13 protein-coding genes and 1 other RNA gene are annotated in these 15559 nt (G+C 57.7%); 8 read left to right on the top strand and 6 right to left on the bottom strand.

The genetic code is table 11. From position 1 onward, the window contains the following. Positions 1 to 14: 14 nt before the first annotated feature. The 3 genes from OHL22_RS22715 to OHL22_RS22705 form a co-directional block, all read right to left on the bottom strand. Positions 15 to 2726 (bottom strand): ABC transporter permease, encoded by a 2712-nt coding sequence (locus OHL22_RS22715; protein ID WP_263342088.1) that lies wholly within the window; start codon positions 2724 to 2726, stop codon positions 15 to 17. Positions 2727 to 2734: 8 nt separating this feature from the next. Continuing rightward, positions 2735 to 3073 carry a PadR family transcriptional regulator gene (locus OHL22_RS22710; protein ID WP_263342087.1) on the bottom strand — a complete coding sequence of 113 codons (339 nt, stop codon included), beginning with the start codon at positions 3071 to 3073 and terminating at the stop codon, positions 2735 to 2737. A 177-nt stretch (positions 3074 to 3250) separates the two neighbouring features. Then, positions 3251 to 3577, bottom strand: a complete 327-nt coding sequence (locus OHL22_RS22705) for a hypothetical protein (protein ID WP_263342086.1) — start codon at positions 3575 to 3577, stop codon at positions 3251 to 3253. 182 nt (positions 3578 to 3759) lie between these two features. On the opposite strand from OHL22_RS22705, the gene glyA reads away from it, so the two are divergent. The 6 genes from glyA (at position 3760) to rnpB (ending at position 9211) form a co-directional block, all read left to right on the top strand. Further along, positions 3760 to 5088 carry a serine hydroxymethyltransferase gene (glyA, locus tag OHL22_RS22700; protein WP_263342085.1) on the top strand — a complete coding sequence of 443 codons (1329 nt, stop codon included), beginning with the start codon at positions 3760 to 3762 and terminating at the stop codon, positions 5086 to 5088. A gap of 261 nt (positions 5089 to 5349) precedes the next feature. Then, a complete protein-coding gene (locus tag OHL22_RS22695; protein ID WP_263342084.1) occupies positions 5350 to 5877 on the top strand; it encodes a hypothetical protein in 528 nt (175 codons plus the stop codon). 191 nt (positions 5878 to 6068) lie between these two features. Next, positions 6069 to 7904: a glycoside hydrolase family 2 protein gene (locus OHL22_RS22690; RefSeq protein ID WP_263342083.1), complete on the top strand. Its 1836-nt coding sequence runs from the start codon at positions 6069 to 6071 to the stop codon at positions 7902 to 7904. Between the two features lie 24 nt (positions 7905 to 7928). Further along, on the top strand, positions 7929 to 8252 hold the full coding sequence (locus OHL22_RS22685; RefSeq protein WP_263342082.1) for an antitoxin: 324 nt from the start codon (positions 7929 to 7931) through the stop codon (positions 8250 to 8252). After that, the gene (locus tag OHL22_RS22680; RefSeq protein WP_263342081.1) at positions 8249 to 8671 is read left to right on the top strand and encodes a PIN domain-containing protein; all 423 of its coding nucleotides are present in this window, start codon (positions 8249 to 8251) and stop codon (positions 8669 to 8671) included. The genes OHL22_RS22685 and OHL22_RS22680 overlap by 4 nt, the downstream gene beginning before the upstream one ends. 70 nt (positions 8672 to 8741) lie before the next feature. After that, positions 8742 to 9211, top strand: an RNA gene (gene rnpB / locus OHL22_RS22675) — RNase P RNA component class A. A 55-nt stretch (positions 9212 to 9266) separates the two neighbouring features. On the opposite strand, the gene OHL22_RS22670 is transcribed toward rnpB, so the two are convergent. Next, positions 9267 to 9713: a putative toxin-antitoxin system toxin component, PIN family gene (locus tag OHL22_RS22670; RefSeq protein ID WP_263342080.1), complete on the bottom strand. Its 447-nt coding sequence runs from the start codon at positions 9711 to 9713 to the stop codon at positions 9267 to 9269. Further along, positions 9682 to 9939: a ribbon-helix-helix domain-containing protein gene (locus tag OHL22_RS22665; RefSeq protein WP_263342079.1), complete on the bottom strand. Its 258-nt coding sequence runs from the start codon at positions 9937 to 9939 to the stop codon at positions 9682 to 9684. The genes OHL22_RS22670 and OHL22_RS22665 overlap by 32 nt, the downstream gene beginning before the upstream one ends. Positions 9940 to 10010: 71 nt before the next feature. Here OHL22_RS22665 and OHL22_RS22660 point away from each other — a divergent pair, with 71 nt between their 5' ends. Further along, positions 10011 to 10445: a dUTP diphosphatase gene (locus OHL22_RS22660; protein ID WP_263342078.1), complete on the top strand. Its 435-nt coding sequence runs from the start codon at positions 10011 to 10013 to the stop codon at positions 10443 to 10445. Positions 10446 to 10517: 72 nt separating this feature from the next. Here the strand turns inward: OHL22_RS22660 and OHL22_RS22655 are convergent, their stop codons facing one another. Next, the gene (locus OHL22_RS22655; protein ID WP_263342077.1) at positions 10518 to 14027 is read right to left on the bottom strand and encodes a S41 family peptidase; all 3510 of its coding nucleotides are present in this window, start codon (positions 14025 to 14027) and stop codon (positions 10518 to 10520) included. Positions 14028 to 14294: 267 nt separating this feature from the next. Here OHL22_RS22655 and OHL22_RS22650 point away from each other — a divergent pair, with 267 nt between their 5' ends. Further along, entirely contained in the window at positions 14295 to 15521 is a 1227-nt protein-coding gene (locus tag OHL22_RS22650) for an ABC transporter permease (RefSeq protein WP_263342076.1), read from the top strand. The last annotated feature ends 38 nt before the right edge of the window (positions 15522 to 15559 follow it).

The following is a 15559-nucleotide window of genomic DNA, read 5'->3' as shown; positions in this document are numbered from 1 at the left end:
TCTACCTCAATGCTTTATTCAGTGCGCAAGGCCTGTATCGGTTCGATTCGTGAAGCGCGAAGCGCCGGCAGCAACGATGCCGCACACGCCACAGCCATGAGAGTAAGTACGGATGCGCTCATAACCCATGGATCGCGCACCGAAGTGCCATATAGAAAACTGGCAAGCAGCTTCGACGCCATCAGTGCCGCGATGAGTCCAGCGGCAGAGCCGGTAATAGCGACCGATGCGTTTTCACGAAAGACCAGCGCAACGACACTCAAACGCTGAGCACCGAGAGCCATGCGAATGCCGATCTCGCCGGTGCGCCGTGCAGTTGCGTAGGCGAGTGTTCCATACAAGCCGATCGCCGTAACCAGCAGCGCACAGCCCGCAAAGTAGATAGCGAGGATCACCATCATGCGCTCCGAAGTGATGGAGTTGTTGATCTGATCTTGAAAGCTGATCATGATGGGGGGTGGAATATCAGGAGACATTTGCGAGGCCAACGAACGCGCTGCAGCGGCAAAGGCAGCAGCGCCACCCTTCAGCCGAACCACCGCCGTGTATGAAGATTTGTGCCCCTTGTCCTGTCCCATGGGAATGTACGCCGTGGGTGGCGCTGCATGCTGTATGGATTCGTAATGCATGTCCCCCACTACCGCGATTACTTCGATCGGATCGCCCTTGTCGCGATACACCATCTGCCCAATCGGATTGCGGTTAGGAAAGAGCACTTTCGCTGCAGCGTCGTTCAGAATGATCTTCTTGCCTGAAGTCGGAGTATCGCTCCAGCGAAACTCCCGGCCGGCAAGCACGGGTACTCGCATGGTCCGAAAGAATTCAGGGCCAATGGTGTCCATGTGCATCTCTTTATCGCCGCCACTCAACGAGGATTGAATTGTGCTTGTCCACACACTCCCGTCCATTGGCGTCATGCTCGCATAGCCAACACCTTCAACCCCCGGCTGTCGCTCGAGGGCCTCGCTGTAGGCCTGGTACCACTGCGTCAACGCTGCGCCATCCAAGGGTTGTTTCCCCATATCCAGCGAAAGAGCCACAACGCCCTTAGGCTCGAAGCCGAGGCCGGTGCGGTATAGTCGCGCCACGCTGGCTGACAACAGGCCTGCTCCGACAACGAGCATGAGAGCGAGCGCGACCTCAAGGCCCATCAGGATGCGCGGCAACAGTCGCGTACGTTGATGCGCTGACACGGTGTGCGAGCCACCTTTGATCTGCTCGTTCAGGTTCTTCGAAGTAGCGCGCCATGCAGGAATAAAGCCGATGAGCAGCGTGGCAACGATTGCGGTAAGCGCCACGAAGGCAAAGATGCGGACGTCCATCGAAGTATCGATGGTTTGTGTTGCGTTGACGCCGAGCAGGATCGATGTCAGCATACCGCTGATGATCGGCACAGCCATAAGTCCGGCGGCAGAGCCCAGGACTGCGATCAGGAGACTTTCCACCAACAGTTGCTGAATCAACCGGCGGCGCGATGCTCCCATTGCGAGCCTTGTTGCCAACTCCCGTTCGCGAGCCGCGGAGCGTGCCAGCAGCAGGCTTGCAAGATTGAGACAGGCAAGCAGTAGCATGACAGCGCAAAGACCAAAGATCGCCTTGAGTGGCTTAGCCAGGAAGCGCTGCAAATACGTGAAGCCAGTCGTGCCTGGTTCTGCGCCTAGCCGTTGATCTTTCTGGTCCTCAAGCCACTTATGATCGGAAACAGCTTCTTCATAAATGGATTTTGTCGAAGCCTTCAACGCGCTGTCAGCCTGTTCCGCAGATATACCGGGTTTGCGACGGCCCATGACACGAAGCCACCATGAATGCTCACCTGCGGCGATGTTGTCATAGGGCGCGTCAACGATGGGCTCAGACCACAGCGGTACGTAGATCTGCGGGCGCTCGACAGGGTCTGCGCCGAAGAAATTATGCGGCATGACGCCAACCACGACAAAGGGAGCATTCGCAATAATCATCTTGCGGCCGATCACGTCAGGAGCATGATTGAACCACGACCGCCAGAATCCTTCGCTGATGACGATGCCAAACTGTGAAGAAGCGCCGCCTTTCTGATCGTCCTGTGGAGTCAGCCAACGGCCGAGCAGCGGCGGAGTCTGCAGCATCTGGAAGAACTGGCCGCTGACGACTTGCCCCTGGACTCGTACATTGCCCGAGTTGCCGCGCACCTGCAACGTGTGCTGACTGAAGGCCGCGACGTTGGAGAAGAGATCATGCCCTTTCTCGATGGTGCGGAAGACGGGCACATTGAAACTGTAGCCATTCTGTCGATCGTTGATGGACCTGTAGTTCAGGACAGTAAGCTCATCGGAGTGGGGAACGGGCAGCGGACGCAGCAACAGCGCGTCGATGATCGAGAAGATCGCGGTAGTAGCGCCAAGTCCCAATGCAAGCGTAAGAACAGCAGTAAGCGCAAAGCCGGGTGCGCGCATCAATTGACGGCAGCCGAAGCGAACATCGCGAACAAACTGATCGAACACAGGAACACCGCGCTGCGTGCGATAAGCTTCGCGAGTTTGCGTGATTCCGCCAAAGCTGCGCAGAGCCGCGTTGCGAGCTTCTTTGCGCGACATGCCGCGTGCAAGGTTTTCATCAATCGCGTGCGCGAGGTGGCTGCGCAGCTCTTCATCCATCTCCGCATCCATGGCCCCGCTGCGACCCAGTGACGCGATCCGGCTCAAGGCAGCACGGAATTTCTCAAGCAGACTTTCTTTCGGCGATTCCATGCAGCCTCCTAGTTCGATGGCGCGAGAAAGCGCGCCATAGTCGCGGCAATGCGCTCCCAGTTTTCTGTTTCTGACTCGATCTGTTTCCGGCCCGGGCGTGTAAGCGAGTAATACTTGGCGCGCCGGTTTGACTCCGACATACCCCACTCAGCCTTGACCCAGCCACGTTGCTCCAGGCGAAGCAGTGCCGGATAAATAGTTCCCTGATTGAGCGTGAGTGTGTCGCCGCTTACCTGCTCGATGCGCCGCGCAATGCCATAACCGTGCAGTGGACCCATCGCTTCAAGGGTCTTCAGCACCATCAGATCGAGGGTGCCCTGCAGCACATCGGATTTTGAGTCTCCCATGAACCTGCTCCTGTTGACGTTCTGCCTATACATTGCCTATGAATAGTCAGAATGTCAACATGAGTGTTCTTTTTGAGACGACTGGGCCAGGATGAAGAATAGTTCTAAGACACAAAAATACGGGGACGGAATGTTCCGTCCCCGTCGGTGAGGGAGTCGTGTTTCACCGAAGCCTGATTAAGCTCTGCGACGGTTGTGCTTGTCGCGATAGATGGCGCGGCTGGTGCGGTTCTGCTCGCGATGGATCCGCCTGCGCTGGGCGACGTTGAGGCGTCCACCGTCGCGGCGCCGGTCGACGCGAACCTGATGGTTGATGCGCGCTTCCCTGCGCTCCAGATGGGCGGTTTCGCGCGGGGTAAGTTGACCGCTGCGTACGCCGTTGGCAATGCGATCCTGCTGGCGAACTTCCCGGTTGCGAATGGTGCCCTGAGCGAAGGCCGAACCGCCGGCCAGTAAAGTCGCGAGGGTAAAAGTAGCGATGGAGCGAAGACGAAGCGTGTTCATTGATCGAACCTTTCCGGACCGGAGGAGCTTTATCTCGCGGTCTCTGGTGGGATGAAACACAGCGTCCAGTGGCTAGTTGCGCATGCCTCGCAAATGTTTTTGAGAGTTCACGATCCAGCCATCGGGGCGAGCAACGCGTGGCCGAAAGAGCGCACGGCGCTCCGTCACGCTAAAATTTTGATATGACTGACCGCATCGAAGACTTCTTCGCTCTCCCCGTCGCCAAGGCCGATCCGGAAATTGCAGCCGCCATTGAACACGAAACACTGCGCCAGCACGAAGGCCTCGAGATGATTGCCAGCGAGAACTTCGTCTCTGAAGCAGTATTGGAGGCAGCAGGTTCGGTGTTTACGAACAAATACGCTGAGGGCTATCCCGGTAAGCGCTACTACGGCGGTTGCGAATTTACCGACATCGTCGAGAACCTCGCCCGCGACCGCGCAAAACAGCTATTCAACGCCGAATACGCGAACGTGCAGCCGCACTCGGGCTCACAGGCAAATGCTTCGGCGTACATGGCTGTGCTGCAGCCGGGCGACACGATTCTCGGTCTTGACCTCGCGCATGGCGGCCATCTCACACACGGACATAAGCTCAGCTTCAGCGGCAAGCTCTACCGGCCCACATTCTACGGCGTGCGCAAAGATACTGAGACCATCGATTACGACGAGCTCGAAGCCATCGCCGAGCGGGAAAAGCCCAAGGCGATCATCGGCGGAGCCAGCGCCTACTCGCGCCTGTGGGACTTTGCCCGCATGCGGCAGATCGCTGACAAAGTCGGCGCAAAGTTGATCATTGATATGGCGCACATCGCAGGTCTTGTCGCTGGTGGAGCGCATCCCTCGCCTGTGCCGCACGCGCATGTGACGACCACAACCACGCACAAGACGTTGCGCGGACCGCGCTCTGGATTGGTCATCGCGGGCAAGGACTATCAGGCAGGCGCGAAGCCTGAGCAGACCATCGGTAAAGCCATCGATCAGGCAGTGTTCCCCGGCCAACAAGGCGGACCGCTGGTGCACATCATCGCCGCCAAGGCCGTAGCTTTCCGTGAAGCGCTGCAACCCGAGTTTGCTGTTTACGCAAAGCAGGTGGTGGCCAACGCTCAGGTACTCGCTGAGGCGCTTGCCAATGCTGGATGGCGCATTATCTCAGGTGGCACCGACAATCACGTCATGCTTGTCGATGTCTTTCGCGGTGGCGCACCGGGCGGCATGCTTGGTTCCGAGGCAGAGGCCGCTCTCGGTAAAGCTGGCATCACGGTCAACAAAAACGCGATTCCCTACGATACAAATCCGCCGCTCAAGCCCTCGGGCATTCGCATTGGCACACCGGCGTTGACTACGCGTGGCATGAAAGAACCGGAGATGCGTCTCATCGCAAGCTGGATCGCGAAAGCGCTCGATCATCGCACCGACGAAGCAACACTCAGCCGCATCCGCGCAGAAGTGACCGAGCTGGCGAATCAGTTCCCGCTCTATTCCTGGCGGCGGGAACACGCCACTGTCTAGGTAGAAAGCAACGTTTTTGTTAGTAACAGGAGCAGCCACAGACTGGTTGCTCCTTTTTCTTTATAAGTTGTTCCTAAACAAAACAAAATTTATGCCGCTAATGCCGTAGAACGTGTAAATTCTTCGATGCGGACAACTTGAAGCAGTTTTAAGGGTTCAAATTGGCCGAGGTATGCTCAAGCCGACCATCAACCATCTGGCGGCTGAGCAAAAACCGGCGGCGCACCAGCTTACGCAGCAGCCGTCACGGAGGAAAAGACCATGAAGCTTTACGCGCAACTTCTTTCAATCGCACTGGTCGCGGCAGTGCCCGCTTTTGCGCAACGTCCCGGCGGTGGTATGCGCCCGACTCCGCAACCGCCTATGCACGGTCCGGCGCCGGTTCATGGCACGCCGCATCCGGTGCAGGAACATCGAGATTACTCAGACAAGCAGGGACATCCGCAGGTGCCGCACGTCGATGAGCACGGCAGCCGCAGCACCTGGGTGGGTCATGACACGGGCCGGGATGATCCCCACTATCATCTCGATCATCCCTGGGAGCATGGTCATTTCACCGGCGGCTTCGGGCCGGATCATCGCTGGCGTTTGCAGGGCGGCGGACCTGGCCGTTTCTGGTTCAATGGCTTTTACTTCAGCGTTGCGGCGTTTGACGTAGCCTACTGCGATGGATGGCTGTGGGACTCGGACGATGTCATCATCTACGAAGATCCTGATCATCCTGGATGGTACCTCGCCTACAACGTGCGGCTCGGTACGTATGTACACGTGGAATTTCTGGGCGCTTAAGCGTCAAAACCATCGAGTGAGTGAGGCCCGTCGCCTAAGGTTCGTAACCATGGCACGGGTCTTTTCTTTGTGTCCTAAACGGCGCGACACACCGCAGGCGCGACGTTTAGGATGAGGCTGCTCAGGCAACAGTCGCGTAAGTCAGCGCGGACACGAGCGGTACGGTTCAATTTGAATCCATCGAGGTCTCCATGCGATTGCGTTCAGAACATCTGCGTCCTGTCCTCTTGATGTTGGTCACGCTGGTTAATGGATCGGCCTGCATCGCGCGAGCTCAGAGCGACTCCATCGTGCTCACCGGCGCAGACCGCAGGCCGCAGATGTCGCTCAATGGCGAGTGGCACGCGATCCCCGATCAATACGGAACAGGCATTTACGACTTCCACAATCACGAGCGCAAAGATGGATGGTTTCTCAACCAGCACTTCAAGCCCGGCGGTCCGCCGATGGATTACGACTTCGCCACAGCACCCACGCTCAAGGTGCCAGGGGACTGGAATACGCAGCGGCCCGAGCTCTTCTGGTATGAGGGGCCAATGTGGTACGAGAAGGACTTTCACTACGATCTCAAGCCCGGAACAAAAATATTTCTCCGCATCGGCGCAGCCAATTACAAATCCATCTTTTGGATCAATGGCAAAAAGGTCTGTGAGCATGAGGGCGGCTTCACAGCCTTTGCCTGCGACATAACCGCCGCGCTCAAGCCCGATACCAACTTTATCGTTGCCATGGTCGACAACACGCGCCGCGACGATGGCGTGCCGACCGCGCAAACCGATTGGTTCAACTACGGCGGCCTCACACGCGAAGTCTCGCTCATTACCGTGCCCGGTGCCTTCATCGACCAGTACGATCTGCATCTTTCGCGCGACAGCAAAGACACAATCGAAGGCTGGGTCCATGTCGAAGGCGGCCAGGGCGGAGACAAGGTTTCGGTCAGCATCGGCGAAACCGGGGCAAAAACTGAAGCGACGCTAAAAGCCGACGGCGTCGCCGATATAGAGATGAAGGCGCCGGGGCTAAAGCTCTGGTCTCCCGAATCGCCAAAGCTCTATCCGGTTGCCATCAAAGCTGGCTCAGACTCCGTGAACGAGCTCATGGGTTTCCGCACCATCGAGGTCAAGGGCACGGAGATTCTGCTCAATGGCAAGCCGATCTTCCTGCGCGGCGTTTCCATCCACGCTGAGGCTCCGTATCGCACCGGCCGCGCGTGGTCTGAGAAAGATGCCGAAACTCTGCTTGGCTGGGCCAAGCAGCTTGGCTGCAACTTTGCGCGGCTGGCGCATTATCCGCATGACGAAAACATGCTGCGCGCAGCGGATAAGCTTGGCATTCTGATCTGGTCGGAGAATCCGGTGTACTGGGCCGTCGAGTTCGACAACCTGGCGGTGTATGACAAGGCCCGCCGCCAGCTCGATGAAGAGATCAACACCTCGCGCGATCATGCCTCCATCATTCTCTGGTCCATGGCCAATGAAACGCCTGTCAACGATGCACGGACAAAGTTCATCTCATCGCTGGCAACGGAAGCGCGCAAGCTCGACCCCACGCGGCTCATCACTGCGGCGCTGTTGGTGCGTACCCAGGGAACGACAAAGATCGTGGACGATCCCCTTGGACAGTATCTCGATGTGATCGGAACAAACGAATACACCGGCTGGTACGAGGGCGATTTATCGACAATCGACAAAACCACCTGGCAGATTGCGTATGACAAGCCGCAGATCATGAGCGAGTTTGGCGGGGGAGCCAAAGCAGGCAAGCACACCCCCGCAAATTCGTTCTTTACCGAGGAGTACCAGGCCGAGCTCTACAAGCACCAGTTCGGCATGCTCAGCAAAATTCCGCAACTACGCGGCATGAGCCCGTGGTGCCTGATGGACTTCCGCTCCCCGCGCCGCATGCTGTCAGGAATCCAGGATGATTTCAACCGCAAAGGGCTGGTGAGCGATCAGGGCGTGAAGAAGCAGGCGTTCGCTGTACTGCAGAAAGCATATCTAAGTAAGGCAGTAGGGAAGGCGCAGTAACGAGGACTTGCAAGTCCTCGAAGCATGCTGTATATCTATGCTATACAGCAGGGGGCGGCGATGATGCAAAAGGCACGTGTATTCATGAGCGGACGCAGCCAGCACGTCACCATCCCGCGCGAGTTCCGCTTCCATTCTTCAGAAGTAGCGATTCGGCGTGACGCGGTGAGCGGGGACGTGATTCTGTCGGAGGTCCCCGCACTTGAGGATGTGTTTACCGCGCTGGATGCGGCTCGGCTCCCCGATGAGTTCTTGAACGAAGCAGACAGGGATCGGCAGGAACCACAGGAGCGTCCCGAACTGGATGCATTGTTCGCTGTACGAGATTCTGGCAGGACGAAGCAGTGAGCCGTCTCTACCTCCTGGACACGAATACCTTCAGCTATATCGCCAAGGGTAGTTCTCCTGCGGCGCGAGGCACTATGCAACGCCGCATCGCAGAGTCCGATACGATCGTGGCTATCTCCGTCATCACGGAAGCAGAAATACGATTTGGAATGGCCCGCCACGGTCTTTCGCAACAGCGGCGACAGGCCATAGAACACTTATTGGCGCATTTCGCTATTCTCCCCTGGCAATCCAAAGAGGCGCTTGCCTATGCCGAAACCCGTCATGAACTGGAAACCCATGGAATAACCCTCGCGACGATGGACCTGTTGATTGCAGCGCACGCGGTAGCAACCGAGGCCGTGCTGGTCACGCGCGATCACGTTTTCACTCGGGTTCGCATGCTGCGCTCGATCGAAGACTGGGCGACAGATCTATAACTACAGATCTATAAATACGGGCTGGCGTTTCGCCGGGGAGAAAATCGGAATCACGATAGAATAAGCAGAGCAAGGGAGCTGGGCGGTCGCTGCCGGCGCTTCGCGAGAAGCTGCCGGGGGAGGAAAGTCCGAACTCCGCAGGGTAGTGTGCCGGATAACGTCCGGGATCGCAGTGTCAAGGCTGCGAGACGGCCAGTGCCACAGAGAAGATACCGCCTCGGCTACCCCTCCTTTGGAGGGCGTCCGGATGAGCTTTCGAGCTTGTCCCGCCGGGGTAAGGGTGAAAAGGTGCGGTAAGAGCGCACCGCTCCCGCTGTAAAGCGTGAGGCAGGGTAAACCCCACACGGAGCAAGACCAAATAGGGAGGGACTCGCTGGAGCCGAAGAACCCGGCTGCGAGGCGTGGCTACCCGTCACGTATAAGGCGGTTCGAGCAAGTGTCGAAACCTCCGGGTAGGTCGCTGATGAGCGTCCGCGGCAACGCGGCGCCTAGAGGAATGACCGCACACGACAGAATTCGGCTTACAGGCTCACTTGCTTGACGACGGCCCCGCGCAGGGAACACCTGCCGGGGCCGATCTACTTCGTGTCCCCAATCATAGTTCCGGGTTAAGCCTGAGAAAGATATCCGTGGGAATGATCGCGATGCCGCGAAACGGATGCATGCGAAGAAGAACCTTGTCGCCTGTGACGATGCAGTCTGCAGCACCAGCCACCGCGCATTCAAGAACTCGATTGTCATCAGGGTCCGGGCAATCCGTCAAAACGAAGTCTGGTTCGATCAATTCGCTTATGCGCCAGATTGGTCTGCAGCCTCTCGCAATCATGACCGGAGGCCAGCCAAATTTCTCGGCGAGTATGCGCTCGGCTTCGGCGCGCAGCGGCTCAGAAGTCAATATCTGAATGATGGAGTCTTGCGCGAGCCGCAGCGCCTGACTCGGTTTGCCACCGTACACAAGCGCAGAAATCACAACATTGGTGTCGAGCACTACTCGCATGTTGGATTGAGCGTTATCTCCGCTCCCGGCGCGATTCGCGAACAATCCTGACTACGTCTTCCTCGCTATGAACGCCGATCTTCTCAGCCGAGGCGCGTCCGAAGGCATTGAGTTCATCCCAGTATCGTTTGCGCTCCTGCAGCTCTTCATATTTCCGTAAGGCTTCGCGCACGAGTTCGCTCATCGTCCGATTTTCGCGCTTTGCAAGGGACTGCGCTGATTCCAACAAGGCGGAGGGCAATGTAATGGAAATTGCTTTGGTTGTCCGCATCGTTTACCTCAATATGACTTTATCGTATTAAATCATATCCTTCCATCTCATCATACGATTACGATGAAGAAATGCTACGTGTGAAGCTATTGGCTGAGGGAGCCCGTGCGCCTGAAGTGGCGCATCCGGGCGAAGACCTGGGATACGACATATTTGCACTGGAGAGCGTAGAACTGTGGGCTCGCGCCTCGGTTCGGGTGAAAACAGGAATCGCCGTCGAAGCGCGCCATCCGGAGACAGGCGCTGCGCTCGGCCTGCTCGTGCGTGACCGCTCCTCCATGGCCTCGCGCGGCATCGCCGTCACTGGCGGAGTCATCGACGCAGGCTACCGCGGCGAAATCCAGATCTTGCTTACCAACCTCACCGACGAGGCAGTCCGCCTCAACGCCGGCGACAAGATCGCCCAGATGATTCCCGTGCCGGTCTTGACGGGAACGGTCTCCGTTGTCGAGTCGCTCGCCGACTCAACTCGGGCCGAAAAAGGATTCGGCAGCTCAGGCAAGTAGCACTCTCCGTCATCCTTCAAAATAAAAAGGGCAGCCAACGCATCGGCCGCCCTTCGTTTGCTCTGGTCTGAGTTACTTGACCCCCAGCCCATCATGCTCGTGGTAGTTCGGGTAAGGCGGAATCGGAATCTCTGGCACCGGATGCGCCTTGAGCTGCTCCATCACAATCTTCACTCCAGTTTCAAGCTGCGGATCATGCCCAGCCATAAAATCCTTTGGCGTGATGTCCACATCCACATCTGGAGCAATGCCGTGATTCTCCACCTCCCAGTCGCCGTGCAGGCCATAGATCGCGTAGCGTGGCGCCGTGACGCGTCCACCATCTAGCAGTACCGGATAGCCGCCAATACCCACCAATCCGCCCCAGGTACGTTTGCCGACAAGCTCGCCAATGCCCGCCTTGCGGAAGTACCAAGGCATCGCATCGCCGCCCGAGCCTGAGTCCTGATTGATGAGCATCACCTTAGGCCCGAAGATCGCGCCCACCGGATCATGCAGCGCCTTGCCATCGCGCTCAATCGCCCCCGAGAGCGGCTCGCGCTTCAGCACATCCACAACGTAGTCGGCGATAAATCCGCCTTCGTTGTGCCGCTCGTCCAGCACCAGCGCCTGTTTGTCGAGCTGCGCATAGAAGTAGCGGTTGAAGTTCGTATAACCGGAGCCTCCGGTATTCGGCATATAAACATAAGCCGCCTTGCCGCCCGAGAGCTCATCGACCTTCTTCCGGTTCGACTCGATCCAGTCCAGACCACGTAGATTGTCCTCATCTTCGATAGGAACTACGGTGACGTCGCGGGCTCCGCTCCCATCCGCATTCGGACCGACACGTAGCGATGTCTGCAGTCCTGCCGTTCCGTCAAAGAACGAATAGAGATTGTCGTTAGCGTGAATCTCCTTGCCATTGACAGCCAACAGGTATTCACCTTCTTTCACATAGACTCCCGGCAGCGTCAGCGGAGAAGCAAGCCCCGGAGTCCAGTTCTGGCCGCCGAGAATCTTGCTGATCCGGTAGCGGCCATTTTCGATGGTGTAATCCGCGCCAAGCAGCCCGGTCCGCGGAGCGTGCTCCGGATGGAACGGGCCACCCAGGAACATGTGGCCGATGGTCACTTCGCCCAGCATCTCTGTCGAGAGATAGCTGAACTCGCTGCGGCTCGAAAGCCCGGCAAGATAAGGCTCATATTTCGCTTCGATCTTGGGAATCGAAAGCCCATGCGTGTGCGGATCGTAGAGAAAATCCCTCTGAATACGCCACGTCTCATAGAACATCTGCCTCCACTCGGCGCGCGGATCGATCTTCGCTGTCATGTTGCCAAGATTGGGATGCTTGCCATCCGGACCGCCACCTGGCTTCAGATCGTCGGTGCCCATGATGATGAAGTTGTGATGCACGGCAATCAGCGCCTTCGAGGCATCCGCGGAAACATCGAAGCCATCGATCTCAGACAACACCTCTTCAGTCTTCCGCTTCTCCAGCGTAAAGCGCCACACTCCGCGAATCCCTGGTTCACCGCCCTCCTCCGAGCTGCGGCCAAAGGGTGAGCCTTCCAGCAGGTAGATCACGCCGGCCTTGCCTGCAACCACCCCCTCATAGTTGCGCGATGGCACTGGCAGCGAGAGGATGCGGTTGCCGATGCCGTCGAGGTCAATCTTGACCTCAACCTTCTTGTCCTCGGTCTTGTCTTCCTTCTTGCCGTCCTTGTCGTCAGCCTTGGCTTCAGTTTTGTCCTTCTTGGCGTTCTTATCGTCCGCTGAGGTCTTGGGCGGCGTAGGCGGCGTAGGCGGTTTGGGACTCTTATCGTCCTGCTTTTCCTCCTTCACCTTCTCGTCGTCGCTCTCCGGCGGAATCGGCGATGCCTCATCTTTCGAGAGCACCACCACATAGGCGGCGCTGGTCTGTGCGCGGTCCAGACTCGAGAGATCGATGCCTGCGCTCGACGGTCCATCGTCAGTCGAGGCCAGGAAGTAGAGATACTTGCCATTCGCATCAAAAACCGGGCTGGAGGTATCGCTCATCCCATCCGTGACCTGCGTAAAGGCATGCTTCTCAACCGAGTAGAGAAAGACCGCCTTCAGGTTGTTGTCCAGATCACGCGTATACGTGATCCATTTTGAATCAGGCGACCACGCAGGACTGAAGTTGCCCTCGCCGAAACCACCCTGCTTGCTCGTATCCACCAGCACCGGCTTGCCAGCGGGCGTCTCCTTGCCATTGGCGTCTTTGCCCGGCAGGTCGAGATACCACAAATGCAGATGCTTATCCGTGTACAGAATGTGCTTCGAATCAGGCGAAAACGTGAGGCCGTAGAAATACGAGGGATTCGGCCCAAGATCGATCACCACCGGCGATTTGAATCCAGTCTGGTCATGCAGATGAAGCTGGTACTCGCCCGAGGCGTCTGAAAAGTACGCAATCGTTTTGCCGTCCGGCGACCACGCTGGCGACCGCTCGGCTGCACCCGAGGTATCGGTCAGGTTGCGTGTATCGCCCTTCTCCGCCGGCACGGTAAAGATGTCGCCATGCGCCTCAAAGACCGCGCGCTGGCCAGTGGGCGATAGCGCCGCTGCATGAATCTCCTCAGGGCCGATAGATGCCAGGTGCGGCGCAAGATTTGAGAGATCTCCGTGGATCGTGATGTGGAGCGTGTGGTCCTCACCAAGCTCGCCGGACGATTTCAGATCCACCAGGTGCAGCGAGCCGAACTGCTCATAGACCAGCCCGCCCGGTCCAGCCTGAAATGTCTTCAGGTCGAGGCCTTTGTTTGGAATCGCCTCCGTCACCTGTTTCGTCTTCACGTCGTATCTGTAGAGCGAAACCGGGCCGTAATGATCGTTTGCGAACGGATCGGAATTGGTAACGCTGTTGCGGTCAGAAAGGAAATAGATCTCGTCCCCAACCCAGACCGGTTCTGAGTCGTGCGTGTTGTTCGATGGAATCTTTTCAAGATCAAGTGATTTCAGATTGACGATCCAGATGGGGAAGTTCTGTCCACCCTTGTAGCGCTTCCACGCCTCTTCCCAACGGCTAATCGGCTCGTATGCGATGGACAGGCCGTCGGGCGAGAACGATCCATTGCTTCCGGCTGGAAGCGGCAGCGCCTCCGGCGTGCCCGAGCCATCGGCGTGCACACGGTAAAGGCGCAGATAATGCCGGTGGCTGCTGCGCATGGTGGTGATCAGCACATCTTTCCCGTCCGGGCTCCAGCCCACGGCAAAGCTTCCAGCCGGGTGCCAGGTAATCCGGCGCGGAATCCCGCCGTTGGCCGGAATGACATACACATCGGTATTTCCGTTCACATGGGCCGAGTAAGCGATCTCTGAGCCGTCAGGCGAGTAAAACGGCCCTTCGGTCACGTGCGAGGTTGAGGTCAGCCGTTCCGCCGCTCCTCCGGACCGGGAAACCGTCCAAATGTCGTCAGCGTAGCGGAAGGCAATGCTGTTCTGGCTCAGCGATGGATAGCGGAGCAGCAGCGGCGGGTCAGCAGTCTGGGCCGCCGCTGCCGGAACAGTAGCAACCAGGGCAAAGAGCAAAGGCGAAACAGAAAAGGCGGCGAACAGGTGGGAAAGACGGTTCAGCGGCATAGGCTCTCCAGTTGAGGTGCATGAACGAACACGGGGCATAAAGCTCCGGCAGCCACCGGCGAGGACGGGAAAGCGCAGGCAGCGAGGCTGAATCAGAAACTAGAATCTACGGAGGAAGAATAATCCAGGTTCCCTTGGCGAGGGAACGATTTATGGGAACCGGATGCCGACGGCCTGCGTACTCTGCTTTGCGCGCCAGCCCGCCCATTTTGGCGTTACACTCGGGGCAGACCGCCTCCCGCCGCGTTTTTAAGGACGACCGGATCAATGAAGTTCGCCGAAGCCATGAAGCTCGCACTGCAGTCGCTCTGGGCCAACAAGCTCAGGTCGATCCTGACGCTGATCGGCGTCGTCATGGGCGTAGCCTCGGTCATCATGGTCATTACGCTGACCAACACGGCAAACGACTACTTCGGCACCAAGCTCTCCGGATACGGCGCAGACGTATTCACGATTTCGCGCATGGCCGCGGTCATATTTACGCCGGAAGAGTACTTCAAGTATCAGAAGCGCAAGATCGTCAAATACGACGATTATGAAGCGATTCGTGATGGCTGCACAGACTGCAAAGAAGTCGGCGCATTGCTCTCCAAGAGCACCAATGTCTTCCACAACGGCCAATCCAGCACCAACACCGAGATTCGCGGCTATACCTCGACGATGTTTTCGCTCAACAACATCAACATCGCCGAGGGGCGCGCTCTGACGGATGCCGACATCGAACACGCCACCCGCGACTGCGTTGTCGGCTACGACATAGTCGACAACATCATGGGCGACGGAGACCCCATCGGCAAGGAATTGCGCATCGACGGCATTCCTTACACCATCGTTGGCGTAGGTGAGCGCCAGGGCAAGACCTTTGGCCAGTCGCAGGATAACTGGGCAGCCGTTCCGATTACCTCGTATCAGCACACCTACGGCACCAACGATTCACTGACTATCTACTCGCGTGCGAATGGCGATGCGAAGGTGATGGAGAGGGCCGAAGATCAGGCGCGCGTAATCATGCGCATCCGCCGCCATGATGCACCCGGCGCCGAAGACAGCTTCCAGCTTGAAACCAACGACACCTTCCTCGATATCTGGAAGCAGGTCAGCTCGCTCTTCACCATCATCGTCTTCGGGCTGGCATCCATCTCGCTTGTCGTTGGCGGTGTGGTCATCATGAACATCATGCTTGTCTCTGTGACGGAGCGCACCCGCGAAATCGGCGTGCGCAAGGCGCTCGGGGCAAAGCAAAAAGATGTGCTGCTGCAGTTCCTGATTGAATCTGCCACACTGGCTACGGTTGGCGGAGCTATCGGAATAGCCATTGGAATTGGGGTAGCAGCACCCATTACCTTGATTTTCGATATCCGGGTTTCCGTTTCGATAGGCTCCATCATCCTGGGCCTCTTAATGGCGGCTGGTACGGGAATATTCTTTGGTGTCTATCCGGCGAGCAAAGCGGCAAAACTCGATCCGATTGTTGCTCTCCGGTCGGAAATGTAAGAGCAGCTTTTAGCTATTAGCGCCTGGCTTCTAGCTAT

The sequence above is a fragment of the Acidicapsa dinghuensis genome (genome assembly GCF_025685685.1).
Classification (GTDB): domain Bacteria; phylum Acidobacteriota; class Terriglobia; order Terriglobales; family Acidobacteriaceae; genus Acidicapsa; species Acidicapsa dinghuensis.
Note: the sequence above shows the minus strand (reverse complement) of the source record. Positions and strands in the feature narration are given on the sequence as shown.

Excerpts from the sequence above, each read along its gene's own strand:
- OHL22_RS22715 (WP_263342088.1), bottom strand. The coding sequence starts at position 2,726 with ATGGAATCGCCGAAAGAAAGTCTGCTTGAGAAATTCCGTGCTGCCTTG.
- OHL22_RS22710 (WP_263342087.1), bottom strand. The coding sequence starts at position 3,073 with ATGGGAGACTCAAAATCCGATGTGCTGCAGGGCACCCTCGATCTGATG.
- OHL22_RS22705 (WP_263342086.1), bottom strand. The coding sequence starts at position 3,577 with ATGAACACGCTTCGTCTTCGCTCCATCGCTACTTTTACCCTCGCGACT.
- glyA (WP_263342085.1), top strand. The coding sequence starts at position 3,760 with ATGACTGACCGCATCGAAGACTTCTTCGCTCTCCCCGTCGCCAAGGCC.
- OHL22_RS22695 (WP_263342084.1), top strand. The coding sequence starts at position 5,350 with ATGAAGCTTTACGCGCAACTTCTTTCAATCGCACTGGTCGCGGCAGTG.
- OHL22_RS22690 (WP_263342083.1), top strand. The coding sequence starts at position 6,069 with ATGCGATTGCGTTCAGAACATCTGCGTCCTGTCCTCTTGATGTTGGTC.
- OHL22_RS22685 (WP_263342082.1), top strand. The coding sequence starts at position 7,929 with ATGCTGTATATCTATGCTATACAGCAGGGGGCGGCGATGATGCAAAAG.
- OHL22_RS22665 (WP_263342079.1), bottom strand. The coding sequence starts at position 9,939 with ATGCGGACAACCAAAGCAATTTCCATTACATTGCCCTCCGCCTTGTTG.
- OHL22_RS22660 (WP_263342078.1), top strand. The coding sequence starts at position 10,011 with ATGCTACGTGTGAAGCTATTGGCTGAGGGAGCCCGTGCGCCTGAAGTG.
- OHL22_RS22655 (WP_263342077.1), bottom strand. The coding sequence starts at position 14,027 with ATGCCGCTGAACCGTCTTTCCCACCTGTTCGCCGCCTTTTCTGTTTCG.
- OHL22_RS22650 (WP_263342076.1), top strand. The coding sequence starts at position 14,295 with ATGAAGTTCGCCGAAGCCATGAAGCTCGCACTGCAGTCGCTCTGGGCC.